General features: G+C 45.2%; 17 protein-coding genes. All 17 read right to left on the bottom strand.

Features of this window, described 5'->3' with window-relative positions:
• Positions 1-1,596 (bottom strand): collagen-like repeat preface domain-containing protein (locus MHH93_RS13265; RefSeq protein WP_500054381.1); only part of this gene is annotated, 1,596 nt, incomplete at its 3' end.
• A 193-nt stretch (positions 1,597-1,789) separates the two neighbouring features.
• Positions 1,790-3,187 (bottom strand): ATP-binding protein, encoded by a 1,398-nt coding sequence (locus MHH93_RS13260; protein ID WP_500054396.1) that lies wholly within the window; start codon positions 3,185-3,187, stop codon positions 1,790-1,792.
• A gap of 55 nt (positions 3,188-3,242) precedes the next feature.
• Positions 3,243-3,959, bottom strand: coding sequence for a response regulator transcription factor (locus MHH93_RS13255; protein WP_017687664.1), 717 nt, complete (start codon positions 3,957-3,959; stop codon positions 3,243-3,245).
• Positions 3,960-4,098: 139 nt separating this feature from the next.
• Positions 4,099-5,361: a cytochrome c biogenesis protein CcsA gene (ccsA, locus tag MHH93_RS13250; RefSeq protein ID WP_500054380.1), complete on the bottom strand. Its 1,263-nt coding sequence runs from the start codon at positions 5,359-5,361 to the stop codon at positions 4,099-4,101.
• Entirely contained in the window at positions 5,358-7,031 is a 1,674-nt protein-coding gene (gene resB / locus MHH93_RS13245) for a cytochrome c biogenesis protein ResB (protein WP_500054379.1), read from the bottom strand. Before resB ends, ccsA begins: the two co-directional genes overlap by 4 nt.
• A gap of 14 nt (positions 7,032-7,045) precedes the next feature.
• Positions 7,046-7,573, bottom strand: coding sequence for a redoxin family protein (locus MHH93_RS13240; RefSeq protein WP_500054378.1), 528 nt, complete (start codon positions 7,571-7,573; stop codon positions 7,046-7,048).
• A gap of 134 nt (positions 7,574-7,707) precedes the next feature.
• Positions 7,708-8,457, bottom strand: coding sequence for a pseudouridine synthase (locus tag MHH93_RS13235; RefSeq protein WP_124116190.1), 750 nt, complete (start codon positions 8,455-8,457; stop codon positions 7,708-7,710).
• A gap of 197 nt (positions 8,458-8,654) precedes the next feature.
• A complete protein-coding gene (locus tag MHH93_RS13230; RefSeq protein ID WP_500054377.1) occupies positions 8,655-9,473 on the bottom strand; it encodes a S1 family peptidase in 819 nt (272 codons plus the stop codon).
• A gap of 63 nt (positions 9,474-9,536) precedes the next feature.
• Entirely contained in the window at positions 9,537-10,070 is a 534-nt protein-coding gene (locus MHH93_RS13225; protein ID WP_440389932.1) for a spore maturation protein, read from the bottom strand.
• A 6-nt stretch (positions 10,071-10,076) separates the two neighbouring features.
• Entirely contained in the window at positions 10,077-10,703 is a 627-nt protein-coding gene (locus MHH93_RS13220; RefSeq protein ID WP_036672256.1) for a nucleoside recognition domain-containing protein, read from the bottom strand.
• 31 nt (positions 10,704-10,734) lie between these two features.
• A complete protein-coding gene (locus MHH93_RS13215) occupies positions 10,735-11,922 on the bottom strand; it encodes a D-alanyl-D-alanine carboxypeptidase family protein (protein ID WP_500054376.1) in 1,188 nt (395 codons plus the stop codon).
• A gap of 161 nt (positions 11,923-12,083) precedes the next feature.
• Positions 12,084-12,887 (bottom strand): sigma-70 family RNA polymerase sigma factor, encoded by an 804-nt coding sequence (locus tag MHH93_RS13210; RefSeq protein WP_500054375.1) that lies wholly within the window; start codon positions 12,885-12,887, stop codon positions 12,084-12,086.
• 66 nt (positions 12,888-12,953) lie between these two features.
• On the bottom strand, positions 12,954-13,580 hold the full coding sequence (locus MHH93_RS13205) for a lytic transglycosylase domain-containing protein (RefSeq protein WP_500054374.1): 627 nt from the start codon (positions 13,578-13,580) through the stop codon (positions 12,954-12,956).
• Between the two features lie 63 nt (positions 13,581-13,643).
• A complete protein-coding gene (locus MHH93_RS13200) occupies positions 13,644-13,859 on the bottom strand; it encodes a hypothetical protein (protein ID WP_500054373.1) in 216 nt (71 codons plus the stop codon).
• The gene (locus MHH93_RS13195) at positions 13,856-14,230 is read right to left on the bottom strand and encodes a hypothetical protein (RefSeq protein WP_500054372.1); all 375 of its coding nucleotides are present in this window, start codon (positions 14,228-14,230) and stop codon (positions 13,856-13,858) included. The genes MHH93_RS13200 and MHH93_RS13195 overlap by 4 nt, the downstream gene beginning before the upstream one ends.
• A gap of 79 nt (positions 14,231-14,309) precedes the next feature.
• Positions 14,310-14,696 carry a hypothetical protein gene (locus MHH93_RS13190; RefSeq protein ID WP_500054371.1) on the bottom strand — a complete coding sequence of 129 codons (387 nt, stop codon included), beginning with the start codon at positions 14,694-14,696 and terminating at the stop codon, positions 14,310-14,312.
• A gap of 135 nt (positions 14,697-14,831) precedes the next feature.
• Entirely contained in the window at positions 14,832-15,398 is a 567-nt protein-coding gene (locus MHH93_RS13185) for a sigma-70 family RNA polymerase sigma factor (protein ID WP_500054370.1), read from the bottom strand.
• Between the last annotated feature and the right edge of the window lie 138 nt (positions 15,399-15,536).

The following is a 15,536-nucleotide window of genomic DNA, read 5'->3' as shown; positions in this document are numbered from 1 at the left end:
TACACCTGTGGCTCCTGTAGGTCCTGCACCAGCAAGCAATGTATAGTCGGGTGAAGTACCTGGAGTACCTGTAGGAGAAGCCACATTCGTTATATACGTACTGCCATTAAAGGTAACGACCTGACCTGCTGGGTACGTTGGAGCTACTGCCGGGTCAAACGGAACTGTACCATTGAGGCCGATCCCCGTAGCTCCAGTTGCACCTGTAACTCCAGACCCTGCTAACAACGTATAATCTGGCGAACTTCCTGGTGTACCCGTTGGTGAGGCTACATTCGTAATGTAGGTGCTGCCACCAAACGTAACGATCTGACCTGCGGGATAGGTTGGTGCCGATGCTGGATCGAACGGCACGATGCCACTTAATCCTACGCCTGTGGCTCCAGTTGCCCCTGTTGTTCCTGTTCCCGTCGCTCCTGCCGCCGCAAGCAGTGTGTAATCCGGTGAGCTGCCTGGCACTCCTCCCGGACTTGCAACATTCGTAATATAAGTACTCCCGTTATACGTAACGACCTGGCCTGCTGGATATGTTGGGGACTGAGCTGGATCAAAAGAAGTTAATCCAGTTAGCCCTACACCAGTTGCACCTGTGGCCCCCGCAGCAGCAATTAATGTATAATCCGACGAAGTTCCTGGCGTTCCTAAAGGACCAGTTATACTTGTAATGTAAGTACTCCCGTTATACGTAATTACCTGACCTGCAGGATAACCCGGTGCGAGCGCTGGATCAAATGCTACAGCACCCGTTAAACCTGCTCCGGTTGCTCCTGTAGCTCCGGTCGTTCCGCCCGCCAACAAAAGAGTGTAATCTGGGGAACTGCCGGGTGTACCCACCGGACCGTTTACATTGGCAACATAGAGATTCCCCTCATAACTGACGACTTGGCCCTGAGCATATGTCGGTCCAAGTGCAGGATCATATGCAGTAATATTGTTCAAGCCAACACCAGGTGCCCCGGCCGGACCTTGTGCACCCTGTGGACCAACGGGTCCGATAGGCCCTATGGGCCCAGCCGGTCCAATAGCTCCTGCACTTCCAGTAGGCCCTTTCACCCCAGGAACTCCTGGAACACCTGGTACCCCCGGAACCCCTTGTGCTCCCTGTGGTCCAGCAGGCCCTGTAATGCCTCCGGTTCCAAAAGTCGCCGTCGCCCGACTTAGGGATAACGATATCGATCGAATTAATCCCACAAGTTTATCTTTTTCTGTAGCTGGGACTTCCAGAAGTAGCGTCACACTTAACAAGTCATCTAGTAGGTTTTGCAAGTTACCTGCGAGATTAATAAGAGGAACAGGAACAACCTCTGAAGCTGCAATCGTTAATTCTAATACTGCTTGTAATTCCGCCTTTACTCCCGCACGAAATCCGGATTGATTTACAAACGTAAGTAACTGACGTAATCCGTTCTGCAGTGACAGTATATTGGCTGAGGTTGGCTGACTTATTGCAGCAGGAATAGCTACAGCCAAAGAACGAAGTATGGATTCAAACTGCTCCAGTTCTCTCGTGGTTATTGGAATAAATGGAGAGCCCGCTCTAAAAGATCTGCCTTCCAGAAAAGCTTTAATATTGACCCTTTTTCGATCATCGGACATGCTTAGCTCAATCCTCCTCTAGATTACTTGCTTTTCAAGCTTATGTAACATCGGAAGGAAAATTATCTTGGACACTCTTTTTAGTCAAAAAAAACCATTCATGTTCCACGTTAAACAAGATTAAACGGTACTCTTCAACAAAAAAACACCCTCCATAAGAGGGTGTTTACGCACTTTTTGTATGAAATTCAGGCTATTTCGATGAATCCAAGGGAAATTGCAAAATAAACTCTGTTCCTTCGCCAAGTACACTATTGACGGTAATCATGCCTTGATGCGCATCAACAATATTTTTCACAATCGCTAAACCAAGCCCCGTGCCTACACTTTCTCCACGAACACGAGCCTTGTCTGCTTTGTAGAATCGTTCGAAAATAAACGGCAAGTCAGATGAAGGGATACCCACACCCTGATCCTTCACAGAAACTCTAACAAACGGCGCACGAAGATAAGTAACCCGTTCAGCTGAGATCATTACATTTTTGCCAGTAGGCGTATGCCTGAACGCATTATCCAGTAAATTCGTAAAGACTTGCTCAAGTCGATCCTCATCTGCCTGTTGAAGTTCAATGGTTGGCTGTTCGCACTCGAAGTGCAGTTGAATTCCCTGTTCTTTCGAACGCACTGAGAACTTCCGATATACACGTTCAAGCAGTTCTCCGAGGTCAACTTCCTTCATCACCATGTCCGTGTGCCCAGCTTCCATCCGGGCAAGATCAAGCAGGTCTTTAACAAGTCTGCCCATCCGCAGGGACTCATCATGAATGACCTGAATCAGTTCTTCGCTCTCTTCCGGTGAGGTTGCCATGCCGTCCAGAAGGGCTTCACTATAGCCTTGCATCATGGATAGCGGAGTCCGTATCTCATGAGATACGTTAGCCACGAAATCACGCCGCATTTTCTCCAGACGCACTTCTTCTGTGACATCTCTCAAGACAGCCACCGCCCCTCTGACAACACTGTCAGCATACAACGGTGCCATCTGAACAGACCAGACGCCTTGTTGTACATGAACATTGGAGTTCTGGTCCCCACCTTGCTCCATGACCATTCTGAATAAAGGGAGAAGGGGCTCAGGTACATCGCGCGAAGACTTGTTGGACTGCTCCAAATCTTGTCCTTCGTCCACTTTCGCCCAATCCAGATCATACCAAGTCTGCATGATCTTCTCTCCTGGTGGATTCGTCAGAATAACTTTGCCTTCACCATCAAATGTAACCACCGCATCGGTCATGCTGCGAAGCACACTCGCCAAATGTTCCTTCTCATGGTTAAGGTTTCGAATATTATCTTCCAGTTGGGCAGCCATGTGATTAAATGTGTTGGCCAGTTCACCAATCTCATCACTGGTTACCAGGGATAGACGTGTTCCGTAGTTCCCTTTGCGAATCGCATTGGCTGCCTGAATCAATTGCTGCATCGGCTGCGTTATTTTGGTGAATAGAAACAATGCAAAAAAAGTGGTTAAACTGAATCCGATAATACAGATATAGGTGAACAATCGCTTAATATCTCTGGATTCGGACTCTGCAAAGTTCGTATCAATGTAAGGCAGCAAAAAAAGACCCAGCGCTATAAGTACACAACCCACAAGGCAGATAATAGTGATCCATAACTTCCCGACCAGTGATCTCCAGAAACTAAAACTACTTCGGTACTTCCAGTTTATAACCCACACCCCACACCGTCGTAATCATGGCCGCCGATTCAGGCGATACCTTGTTAAGTTTCTCGCGAAGACGCTTCACGTGCGTATCCACGGTACGAAGATCGCCAAAGAATTCGTAATTCCATACATCTTTGAGCAATTCTTCTCTGGAGAAAACTTTGTCGGGAGATGTTGCCAGGTAGTGCAGCAATTCATATTCTTTTGGTGTAAGACTAATCTCTTCGCCACCAGCGGTTACCCGGTGGGCATCATGCTCAATAACCAAATGCGGGAATACGATGTTGTTACTCGAATTGCTCTCCTTGGAGAGATAAGCTGTCGCGGAAGATCGACGCAAAATCGCTTTGACACGATAAATCACTTCACGTGGGCTGAATGGTTTTACAACATAGTCATCAGCGCCAACTTCGAAACCTTGAACCCGGTTAATCTCTTCACCTTTTGCAGTGAGCATCAAAACCGGCGTTGATTTCACCTGACGAAGACGGGTACATACTTCAACTCCATCCATCCCAGGCAACATCACATCAAGCAAAATCAGTCCGTAGTCCCCTGCTGTTGCTTTACGCAGCGCAGTTTCCCCATCCTCAGCTTCATCGATTTCATAACCTTCTTTTTCAAGATACATTTTCAAAAGTCTGCGGATTCTCTCTTCGTCATCCACGACCAGTATTCGATTCTCATGTTCAGCCATGCCTCTCCAGCCCCTTTGCAATAACTCCTCAGTACTTCTATTATGTTCGATCTGGCGAACAATATTTGAATACCCTTCAATAAAAAGGTACGTGTGTGTTTCCCGTTTCTAAACCCAACCTTTGCAAGACGAGTCTGTCCTAATCCGCTCCAGCGTAAGAGTGTAATCCGGCAATAATCAGATTCACACCAACCAGCGTAAACATGACGACCAGGAAGCCTAGAACTGCAAGCCATGCAGACTTTTGACCTTGCCAACCTTTGGATAAACGCAAATGCAGATACACACTATAATATAGCCATGTAATTAAAGCCCACACCTCTTTGGGGTCCCAACCCCAAAAGCGACTCCAGGCAATCTGAGCCCAGATCATGGCAAAGATTAATGCTCCCAGTGTAAAAATCGGAAAACCAATGGCTATCGCACGATAACTAATCTCATCGAGATCATCGGCATCGATTCCGTCCAGCATCGGCTGTAATGCTTGTCCAAGTGGTCTACGTACAAGAAGTCGTATAATTCCATACAGGATCAGACCTACAATAAGTGACCAAACCACCGTATTCAGCTTGCGCCCGGCATTAACCCCGTTCATCCAGGAAGGCGTCTCAAGTAAAGGTTTTTCCATGCCAAGAAACGGTGTCATGCTCTCCACTTCACTATTATATGGTGCAAAAATCGGAGGCATGCGATAATTCACTTTCTCTATTGTACTATTTTCCTGTACCTCCGTGTCAATGCTGACCGTTTTCTGCACAAAAACTGCCTCATAACCAGCTGCACGAAAGGCAAATACCGCCCCGATAAATCCGATAACGACGACGATCGTAACCAGGGTGAATTCCACCCATCCTCGTTGCCGTCTTGAAGACTTGTCTTTACCACTGAAATCAACAGTGCGGAGCAAATACATGAACCCTGCGGCAAAACCCACAGCGAAGAATGCTTCACCAAGCGCGGCCAACGTCACGTGAATTTTCAGCCAGATGGACTGCAGTGCCGGAATTAATGGTTGTACCTCCTGAGGAAATACAGCAGCATACGCCATAATAATAATGGTAAGTGGAAGGGCAAACAAACCCAATAATGACTTGCGGTATATGGCGTATACAACAATAAATGCAACCATGATCATCATGGACAGAAAAGACATAAACTCATACATGTTACTAACCGGGATATGACCTGCCCCAGCCCATCGGGTTGCAAAGAATACAAGATGTGCCGTCAAAGCAACAGTCGAGGCAATGAAAGCTCGTTTACCCCAGCGATTCATATGCGCCAGAGGATCACGATTGCTCCATTTTTTGCCCATTACCGCTACACCATATAAAAAGAATGCGGCACAATAGAGAAAGAAAGCTACGATAAATGCGTCGCTGCTGAAATCCAATAAATTCATGCTTGGTTCCCCCCGTTATCCAACGACTTCTCTTCCACTTCCAAATTCATTTGTTTCAAAACAGCCGCCACTTCACGCCTGAAGCCAAACCAGTTTTTGTTGGTATGTCCACCCAAGGTAAGCTGTTGATCATCAAAACGAATCCAGATGCGGCGATGATGCCAATAAAAACCCATGACCAGACCCAACATGACAATGCCGGCTCCTACCCACACAAAAGGCATTGCCTTATCCACTCTTATATTGAGATAACTTACGGATTGAATAATATCAACCTTGTCCATGCTGTCTACTTCAAGCTGTAAAGGTATCTCAGCTCCAATCAGCTGTTGGTTAATCGCATCTTGTTGAAAACGTTGTTTATCAATCTGCTTCGCAAAGTAAAGGTATTGTATCCCCTCTTCGGGCAGATCTGGCCCCTTAATGAGAAAGAGAAAAGCAGGTGCATTAGGTGAAGGCGATTTTGATTTGGGCTGTCCATTCTCATCCAATCCAAAGTCCATGAACTTTTCCTTTACCGTTAAGTTATAAGGACCAGCTTCAAATGTTCTTTGGGTATCTACCATATCGATCTTAATTGCCCCGTATACTTCACCCGTCTTTGTATTGACCAAATCAGGCGTTACGGACCGAATAGTAGGTGTTAGATCATAATCAAACTGATAGGCTTTCAAACCGTTATAATTTAATGGATGATTCACGCGTACATCATGTCTGGCCACCTCAGCTAATTGAGGTTTCTTCGAGAGATCCGAACAATCTGCTGTACATTCATACAAAACAACTTTTGTTTCGAACAGTTTTGGAACGGTCTTATTCAGGTTACGGAATTGCTCAGGTACTTCTTCCTCACTGTAAAATTCAACATTAAACTGTTCATTTTTCAGATACATCGACGTGTTCGGGATTTTTTTGATCTCACCTTCTGGAAAAGCGACATGCTCGTCCAGATTCAGGCCGGGTAGCCCTCGTGCCAGCACCGCCAGCAGAAAAATAATGAGTCCAATATGGATGACATATGGGCCCCATCGACTGAATCGCTGTTTCTCGGCGAGTAATGCATCACCCTGAGTGTGCACACGGTAGCCTTTCTTTTTAAGCGGCGTAACCGCTTTCTTAATCCAGTCTTCTGATGCCTCTTCGATAGTCCCTTGGTACACCAGACGCTGTCTTGTCAGGAATTGCGTATGTTTACGTATCTTCTGTTTATTCAGTGCTTTGTATAGCGGTAGAACGCGATCCAGACTGCATATCACCAATGATGCTCCAATCAGCACCAATAGTAAGATAAACCACCAGGATTCGTATGTATGGGATAAACCCAACAGATAATAGATATGACCCAACTGACCGTATGTTTCTTTGTAATACACGGAAGGATCAATATTTAAAAATGTACTTTCTTGCGGATAGATCGTGCCAAGCATAGAGCCGACAAGCGTGAAAACAATCATATAGACGGCAATTTTGACGGATGAAAAGAAGTTCCATATGCGGTCAATGATGTTGGGATTACTACGCTGTGAACGGCGTGCCATGCCATCATAACGCATTTCCAGCACTGCATCCGATTTAGCTTCAGATTCCAATAGCGGTTTCCCACACGCTTCACATAGTACAGTGCCAACCGGATTCTGATGTCCGCACTCACATTTGGTATTTTGGAACACGAATAGACCTCCTGTCAGGGCTGCTTCGCCAGTTGCGAAATTTGAGCGTCAAGTGTGTCCAAATCAAGTTGCCCGATATGAATGGTAGAGATTTTGCCCGTATCGGATACAAAGAATGTTGTTGGCATCGGAGAGATCCCAAAATCACGAACCGAGTTTTTCTCACGGTCTAACATGATTGGAAACGTAACCCCAACCTGCCGAACAAAATTATCCACGGTCATCTGGTCTTCTCCAACATTAATGCCGACAAACTGTACTCCCTGGTCCCTCCATTTATCAGCTTGCGCCTGAAGTGCAGGCATTTCCTTAACACAAGGCTCACACCACGTGCCCCAGAAATTGATCACCAAAGCTTTTCCTTTGTACTCGTCAGACGTATGAACTTGACCATCCAGGCCCAGCAGTTCAAAAGAAGGAGACTTGTCCCCTTCCTTTGGCTTGCCATTCGAGCCGGATACCGATGTGGTAATCGCATATCCGCCCAACACCAGGATCAATGTCAAAATGACGATTTGCACCGTTCTTCTTGATTTCCCCATGTGCTGCTCTCCTTTTAAGTGACTCTAACACTCGCTTATCATTGAACTAAGACAACTGTGAACATCTTATGAACAATTATAGCGAATTTCGTCACAAAACTGCGGCGGTTTTATGAAAATTCTGTGTCCTCACATTACCTTTTTTTCATTTTTCTGGCTGGTTCTGATTGTGCGAGGGTAATCAGGTTGTTGACTTCTTCTTTGGTCAGATTACGCGTCAAACCACGTTTCAGGTTTTGTAGCAAAATGCCACCAAACGAAATCCGTTTCAACCGGGTTACCGGATGGTTGATCGCCTCGAACATGCGTCTAACCTGACGGTTACGCCCTTCATAGATCGTAATGGAGATCACCGACTCATTGGCCGCTGTATCCACATCTTTGTACTCCACCTCAGCAGGCGCAGTCATGCCGTCATCCAGCATAATGCCTGTCTTTAATTTTTCCAGAGCCGAACCATGCGGCACGCCCTTAACCGTTGCATGATACGTTTTGGGCACGTGATGCTTTGGATGCGTCAACAAATGTGCAAACTCACCATCATTGGTCAGAATCAATAAGCCCTCTGTGTCATAATCCAGACGACCCACAGGGTATACACGTTCCTTGACACCTTTCAGATAGTCGGATACAATTTTCCGACCTTCCGGGTCAGATGCACTTGTGATTACGCCTTTTGGCTTGTTCAACATCAAGTACACTTTTTTCTCACTGCGGATCGGTTTTCCATTAACCGTAATCATATCCTCTTCGGGGTTCGCTTTCGTACCCAGTTCGGTTACGACCTCCCCGTTAACTTCTACTTTGCCGGACAGGATTAGTTCCTCGCTCTTGCGGCGGGATGCAATGCCTGCCTGTGCGATAATTTTTTGTAATCTTTCCATGTTTGTCATGTCACCTCACACTAATGATACCCATCACGCAAGGAAATCACAAGGATAATCCAAGGATTTTGTAAACTGGGGACACGAATATCCATTTTAGACTTCCTTCTTCTTTGAGGTGGACGCAAAAAAAGCCTACCTTTTACACGACCTGTTCAACACAGATGGCGTAAAGATAAGCCTTTTCATCAAACCATTTAATTGGAAACTTTGCCGGCAACTGCAACCTGTTTTTTGGCAGGCGTAGCGCTCTCTTTAATGAAAGATTGCAATGTTTTGGAAGTAATATAATAGGTACGTCCACCGTATACAAATGTCATCATACCAATGACCCGGTTGTTCTGATCCAACACAGGGCCACCTGAATTACCTTGTGCCATGGATTTTACAATACTGCCGATTCCCTTTTTACCTGGAACATCCAAAGCTTGGGAACTAAACACTCTGCTTTTGGCTATCGTATTGTAGGTTGAAGGAAAATCTTCATCCAGGATGACCAGATCACCAGCAGGATTTTTGGGGAATCCAATCGTATAGACAACCTGGTTATCTCTTGCATTTGCAAATGTGACCGGTTGGGCGTCTATTTCCTTGTCCAACTTCAGTAGCGCCATGTCTGTCACCGGATCTGTCTTGATAATCTTTGCTTTTACTGGCTTACCTAACGAGCCTGGACTCGCAACAGTCAACGTACCTTCATCACCATCAGACAATTCAGAAAAACTCTGAACAACATGGTAATTCGTGAGCACTTCATCCTTCGAGATCAGGATCGCGGTACCCACATCATAATATACCATATCGGGTTCATCCTGCTTGACCACCCGTACATTCACGACTGGAAAAGAATCCGCTGTGACTGCCATTTGTGCACGCAGCTGTTTGTCAAAGTAACCTGTAAAATGTATCGTCTGAACGGCTTGAGCTGCCGCCAGCCCCGTTGACCCTGCGAGCATTGCAATGGCAAGCACGCCAGACATTCCAACACGGAGTATTCGTTTCCAACTCTTCTGCATGACTCACTCTCCTCCGCTATTATTCTAGCATATCTAATATATCGGAAGGAAAGGAGATATCGTTTAACCAAAAACGAGCAAACAAATGGCCAGGGCTGCAATAAAACCAACGACATCGGAAAACAACCCTACTTTGAGTGCATACCGACCGTTCCTTATGCCTACAGCCCCAAAATAGACAGTCAGCACATATAACGTGGTATCTGTACTCCCCTGAATCGTAGATGCCATACGTCCAATCATGGAGTCTGGGCCATGGGTCTTGATTAGATCGGTTGTAAACGCCAGGGAGCCTGTCCCAGTCAAAGGACGCAGTATTCCGAGTGGCAACACTTCGCCTGGAACACCCATCCAAGATACCAACGGAGTGAATAGGCTAATCACAAAATCCAGTGCACCTGAGGCACGAAATACGCTGATTGCGACCATCATGCCCACGAGATGCGGAATAATACTGATTGCAGTAGAGAATCCATCCTTGGCCCCATCAACAAAGGATTCGTAAACCGGGACCTTTTTGGTAAACGCATATAATGGAACAAACGCGATAATAACCGGGATGGCCCAGACGGAGATCCAGTTGATGAAGGTTAACAAAGTTGCTCATCCTTTCATGCCGGGATTGCCACTTTTCTGTATACGCGGCGGTTTGTGTAAAGCCCTGTTCCGATACCAGCGATCGGCGATTATAGCAGCAAGTGTAGCGATAATGGTAGCCATCAATGTTGTTCCCACGATCTCTGTTGCATTGGCGGAATGATAGTTTAAGCGGATGGCGATCAGCGTTGTCGGAATAATCGTAATGCTAGCCGTATTCAGAGCCAGTAAAGTGCACATGGCAGGAGAAGCTGTTTGTTTATCCGGATTAAGCTCCTGCAGTTGTTGCATGGCTTTGATTCCCATTGGTGTAGCCGCATTTCCCAGTCCCAGCAGATTTGCACTCATATTGGAGAGAATATAACCCATCGCCGGATGATTTTTGGGCACATCAGGGAATAGGAAGCCCACAACCGGACCAAGCAGCTTAGCAATCCGGGCCAGGAGGCCGGCATCCTCAGCCATTTTCATCATGCCCATCCAGAACACAAGCACACTGATCAGTCCAAAACAGACTGTGACTCCCGTTGCCGCTCCGTCGAAAGCGGCTTGCGTGACCACTTCAATATTGCCGTTGACGGCTGCAAAAGCAAATCCGATTAAGATCATAAGCAACCAAATTAAATTGATCATTGGTTATATCCTCCCTTCAACGACGATTTTACTATGGAGACAACAGGTGACTTAATACCACACGCCATGCTGCTGCCCAGGAAGAGACGTCTCCGATCCCACCCATTGTTGTCTCATCTGTCTTCGGTTCAGGTGGGATATAACTGCCTTTGCGATACACCGGAATCGAGCCAACAAGTTTACCGTGAAGTTGCATATCGATGCGTCCTGCCAATCCAAACGTAGGGTCTGTCGATTGTTTTTTCCCTTCCGTTTCAGATTGGACGCGATTTTCGTGCAGAATCAACTTTTTGGTCAATGAACTTTTCTCACTCTCAGCCAGTGGATACCAAAATCCCCGGCCTGTAACGACATCTGTATTTTGCACAGGCTGTTCTTGCCTCGCGATCTCTACCAATGGGAAATATTCAAATCCGAAATCAAGCATCCGAGCATGATCATTCCAATCGTTTCCATCATTCAGCGTTACCGCGGCCAGCTGCTGTCCGTTGCGTGTTGCCGAGCTGACCAAACATCTGAAAGCTTTCTTGGTATAGCCGGTTTTCACGCCATCCGCGCCTTCATACATCCGCAGCATTTTATTTTTGTTGTGCCAGGAGTATTCCCAGCTTTCATTGGGGTTCGGTGCGGATTTGTCCTCCGTGGCTACGATGCGTTTGAACACCGGATTGTGCAACGCGTAGGCAGTTAATCTGGCCAAGTCATTGGCTGTAGAATAATGCCCTTCTGCATCCAGTCCATGAGGGTTCATAAAGTGGGAATGCGTCAGACCGATTTGTTCCGCTTTTTTGTTCATCAACAGAACAAACCCCTCTTCCGAACCACCTACATGTTCTGCTATTGCAGAGGCCGCGTCATTGCCTGAACGGAGCATTAGCCCGTACAACATGTTCTCGAGCGTCATCTCTTCGCCTAACTTGAGATAGATAGATGATCCTTCTTTGGCAAAAGCCGTGGGGGACACTTTCACTTTCTCATCCAGCTTGCTGTGTTCGATCGCTACGATCGCTGTCATGATTTTGGTCAAGCTGGCAATTCGCAGTTCCTTATCCCCATCCTTGCTGTATAAGATCCGGCCTGATGTGACATCAATGAGCGCAGCGCTTTGCGCATGTGTAGACGGACCTTGAATTGTTGCCTGGGCTTGGGTAACCCCTAAGGAAGACAGCAAGAAGACAGGGATAAGCATGCATGCAAGAACTTTCGTTATTTTTCGCATCAATTCATTCCTCCGGGTCACTTGGAATCTTGTACTATCTTATGTTCGGACAACTTGGAGTATGTCCCATAGGGCAAAAACAGCAAAAATCCCTCACCGCTTGATGCGGGAGGGACATTATGTATGAGACGTTATAAATGATATGAAGGGCTGTGACCAAATCACGTCTGATCCGGTTTATCCAGCATTTTAGCTACTTTTCTCATAATTCTGGAGACTCTCATCTGGCTAATATCTTCCATATCTGCAGTCTGGGTTTGATTAAATCCATCTACACGATGCTTCAGTACAGTCACTTCTTTTTCACTAAGCTTACGCTTGACCGAATCAATAACCGCATCAACGTATAGCTTATCCAGAATACCTTCTTCAAGGTTCTCCCCACTATAGATGGTATCCATCAATGTCACGGATTGAGATTGTTGATCATCAGCACCTACAGGCTCATCCAGGTACTTCACACCTTTACCCACTTGAAGTGCTTTGTTGATCTTCTCTACTTCCTCATCCAACAACAATGCAATTTCATGTGCTGGTGGCAGGTAGCTCATATCGTGCTCAAGTCGATTGATTCGATTAATTAATTCCGTAGCTGTCCGAGTTGGACGAATAATGCTTGCACTATCTCTCAGAAAACATCGGATTTCTCTGACAATCGCAGTGACTGCAAATGAGCTAAATTTCACGCCACGCCCGGTATCAAATGCCCTAATTGCTTTGATAAATCCCAGACGGCCCAGTTGAAGAATATCATCCTTCTCTACACAATGATTCTTAATAATCATTTCGGGCTTTCCAATATATTTATGAACGGAATGCCAAATCAGGTTCTCATTGACCAGAATACAATCCCCGAGGAAATATTCATCAAGCTTACAACGTTCAATATTTTCTACGTCATCCATGGTGTAATGCTTCTTGTCTACTTTTAAATTCGTGCTAATATGTTCTGGAAATTTTCCCATTTGGATCTCCCTATGTAAAATTGATAAACGTTCTTATAGTATTCAAATTTCATTGTTAACTGATGTTTATGGACCTTTTTTCATTATCTCAAGCATCTTGTTATGATGTTCCTTCACTTGATTGTAGTACCAGGGGCGAGCCTTCCCCTTAGCTACATTGCCTTCTCCCTGATTGTACGCAATGGTTGTTGTACGAAGATTTCCATCATACTTATCCATAAGATATTTCAAGTATATAATGCTTGTCCTGATATTCGTTTCAGGCTGATGTAGCTCCTGTTGCTTCACTCCAAACGATTTCGCTGTGCTGGGAAGAATCTGAAGTAAACCAATCGCTCCATGGGAGGATACACTTTCCTCTAACATTCGGCTCTCTTGCCACATCATAGCCAGAACCCAGACGGGATCGATATCCGTATCCTTCGTATATTGGACTACCCACTTCACATACTTCAGCAGCTTTGCTCGGCTCACCGCTTTCTCATGATGGAGTTCTATATATTGCTCAATCATATTCGTCATTGGTATGTGGGCAGGAGTTACCGATTTAACTTGTTTCTGTTGTTCTTCTTGTTTTTCTTGCTTCATTGGCTTTACTTGTTTTATCTGCTCTGATGCCGATAGACTCCCATATTGCGAAGCCCATACCACAAAAGCAATAACAACTCCTATTACTCTTTCTAAAGTGAGCAACAGATTCGCCCACCTCCTTACTGAAAGCCTCTATATTATAGAAGGAATAATCTCATGTATAAGTTAGGATTGGTCTTCTTCACTTGGCTGGTATACGATGATTGCTGCAAATTCCAACATGCTGCTGAGTGGATCAACGTTGGAGGTAAACTCCAGTCCATTAACGAATGTGTTTGGTTTGGATAACATCCATGCGTTGATCAATTCTTCCACACCTGCAGCGCTAGCGGACACAAACGTTTTTACAGCTAAATCCGAGGCGTAGTTCAACACCTTCATTGCTCTTCACCAGATGAGTCTTGTTCTTCTTCCTTTTTCTCTTCAATGAGTTGATTAAACTCCTCTTCGGTCAGTTCATGAATCTCCAATTCGTAAGCACTTGTCAGAATATAACCCATACCATCCGTTAAATGAACGTTATAAAATGTTTGTGGTTCTTCATGAAAGGTACCCTCTTCGTAGTTGAACCCAATAACGGCTTTTTCGTATCCAGCTACACTGCCAGCAAACCATACGTTAGCCTGGGTTGTTGCACCGGTTGGCGTCTGCACCTCATGCATATTGGTTGGTGCGTGGATATACTTTCCAATCATGCTGGCTACGATTTCTTCCGTTAATTTATCTTCTTTTGCTTTGATCATATGTGTCATCGAATTATTCCTCCATTAAGTTAAAGTTTAATGAATATTCTTGCCCTTACATTCTCTATACGTGTTATAGGAGCGGCAGTTAAATTGGAGGCGCAGATGAAGTACTTGTTCCGCTGCTTAGGACCGTATAGTTCGTCCGCATATGGAGTACAGCCGTGTCCAGATCAGTCACTCGTTTGGAGACAATATCTTCGATAACAGGCTCTAATGCCCTGAAACCTACACCCAAGATCGGTTTTTTATGTATATAAGCATGATGCATGATCACAATATCAGTAGAGGTCAAATGATCCATAGCCAGATTAACCAAGACGGCATCAGCCTGTACAACTACTTTTTCAATGATCAAGGCGTACTCCCTGTTGCTTAAATCAGAAGCTGTTGACGAATCATGACTTGCCCAAGCGATATCCGAATACCCCTCCAGACGTTCCATCGTAAATCCTAAAACCACCACACTAAGCATCTTGTTCCGCCTTTCTTTCTGTACTAATCACTCTATACGACTTAAAAAAGCACCCAGTTAAGGGTGCTCTCTTTGTTCTATGTAGGTTACTGAATCTATCTTCATCTAACTTAGGCTATTAATTGCCAATTATGACTACAATGCTTCGTACTTCTCACGAATCGCTTTCCATAACTGGGATATACGAGCCTTGGATACACCTAGCATTCCTGCAATCTCTACAAATTCATACCCCGAAGTCCGAAGTTTAAAGATTTGCTTCTCACGTTCGTTCAGCATCATATTTTCCATAATATCTGTTACAAACTCAAAATTCTCATATGCAAACCCAGCATGACCAAGCGCTAATGCAATATCTGAGCTTTCCGATTCATCGCCACCACTCTGATCCGTGCACATGATCTGTACAGCGTTAACCACACTGAGATTTTTCTCAGACATGCACTTGCGGTACATGTCCTTGATTTTATTTTCGATAAGATGATCAACAAACGTCGACATTTTTGCTTTTTCTGCATCATACTTGTCCAGGGAGTTAACCAATTTGATCATAATCTCCTGGGTCACATCTTCTTTCTCCATCCCTGCAAATGTTTTCCCTCTAAGCTTGTGACGACACTTCTCCTGAGCTTTATTCAGGAACATGTCTATATCCCCAATCTCAAATAAATCATCAAAACCCATAGCAGTTGTAGCAGACATAATCCATTTCCCCCATTAACTTTTAATTATCGTCGTTCTTATACTTTCTTTACAATCTAGTTACTATCCCGTAATTTTACTATACACACCCGATATTGCTCCCGAAATCTCACATACCCTATGTAGTCTTGTTACACA

Source organism: Priestia sp. FSL H7-0729 (genome assembly GCF_038005685.1).
Classification (GTDB): Bacteria; Bacillota; Bacilli; order Paenibacillales; family Paenibacillaceae; genus Paenibacillus.
The sequence above is the reverse complement of the archived record's forward strand: the minus strand, read 5'-3'. Positions and strand labels throughout refer to the sequence as shown.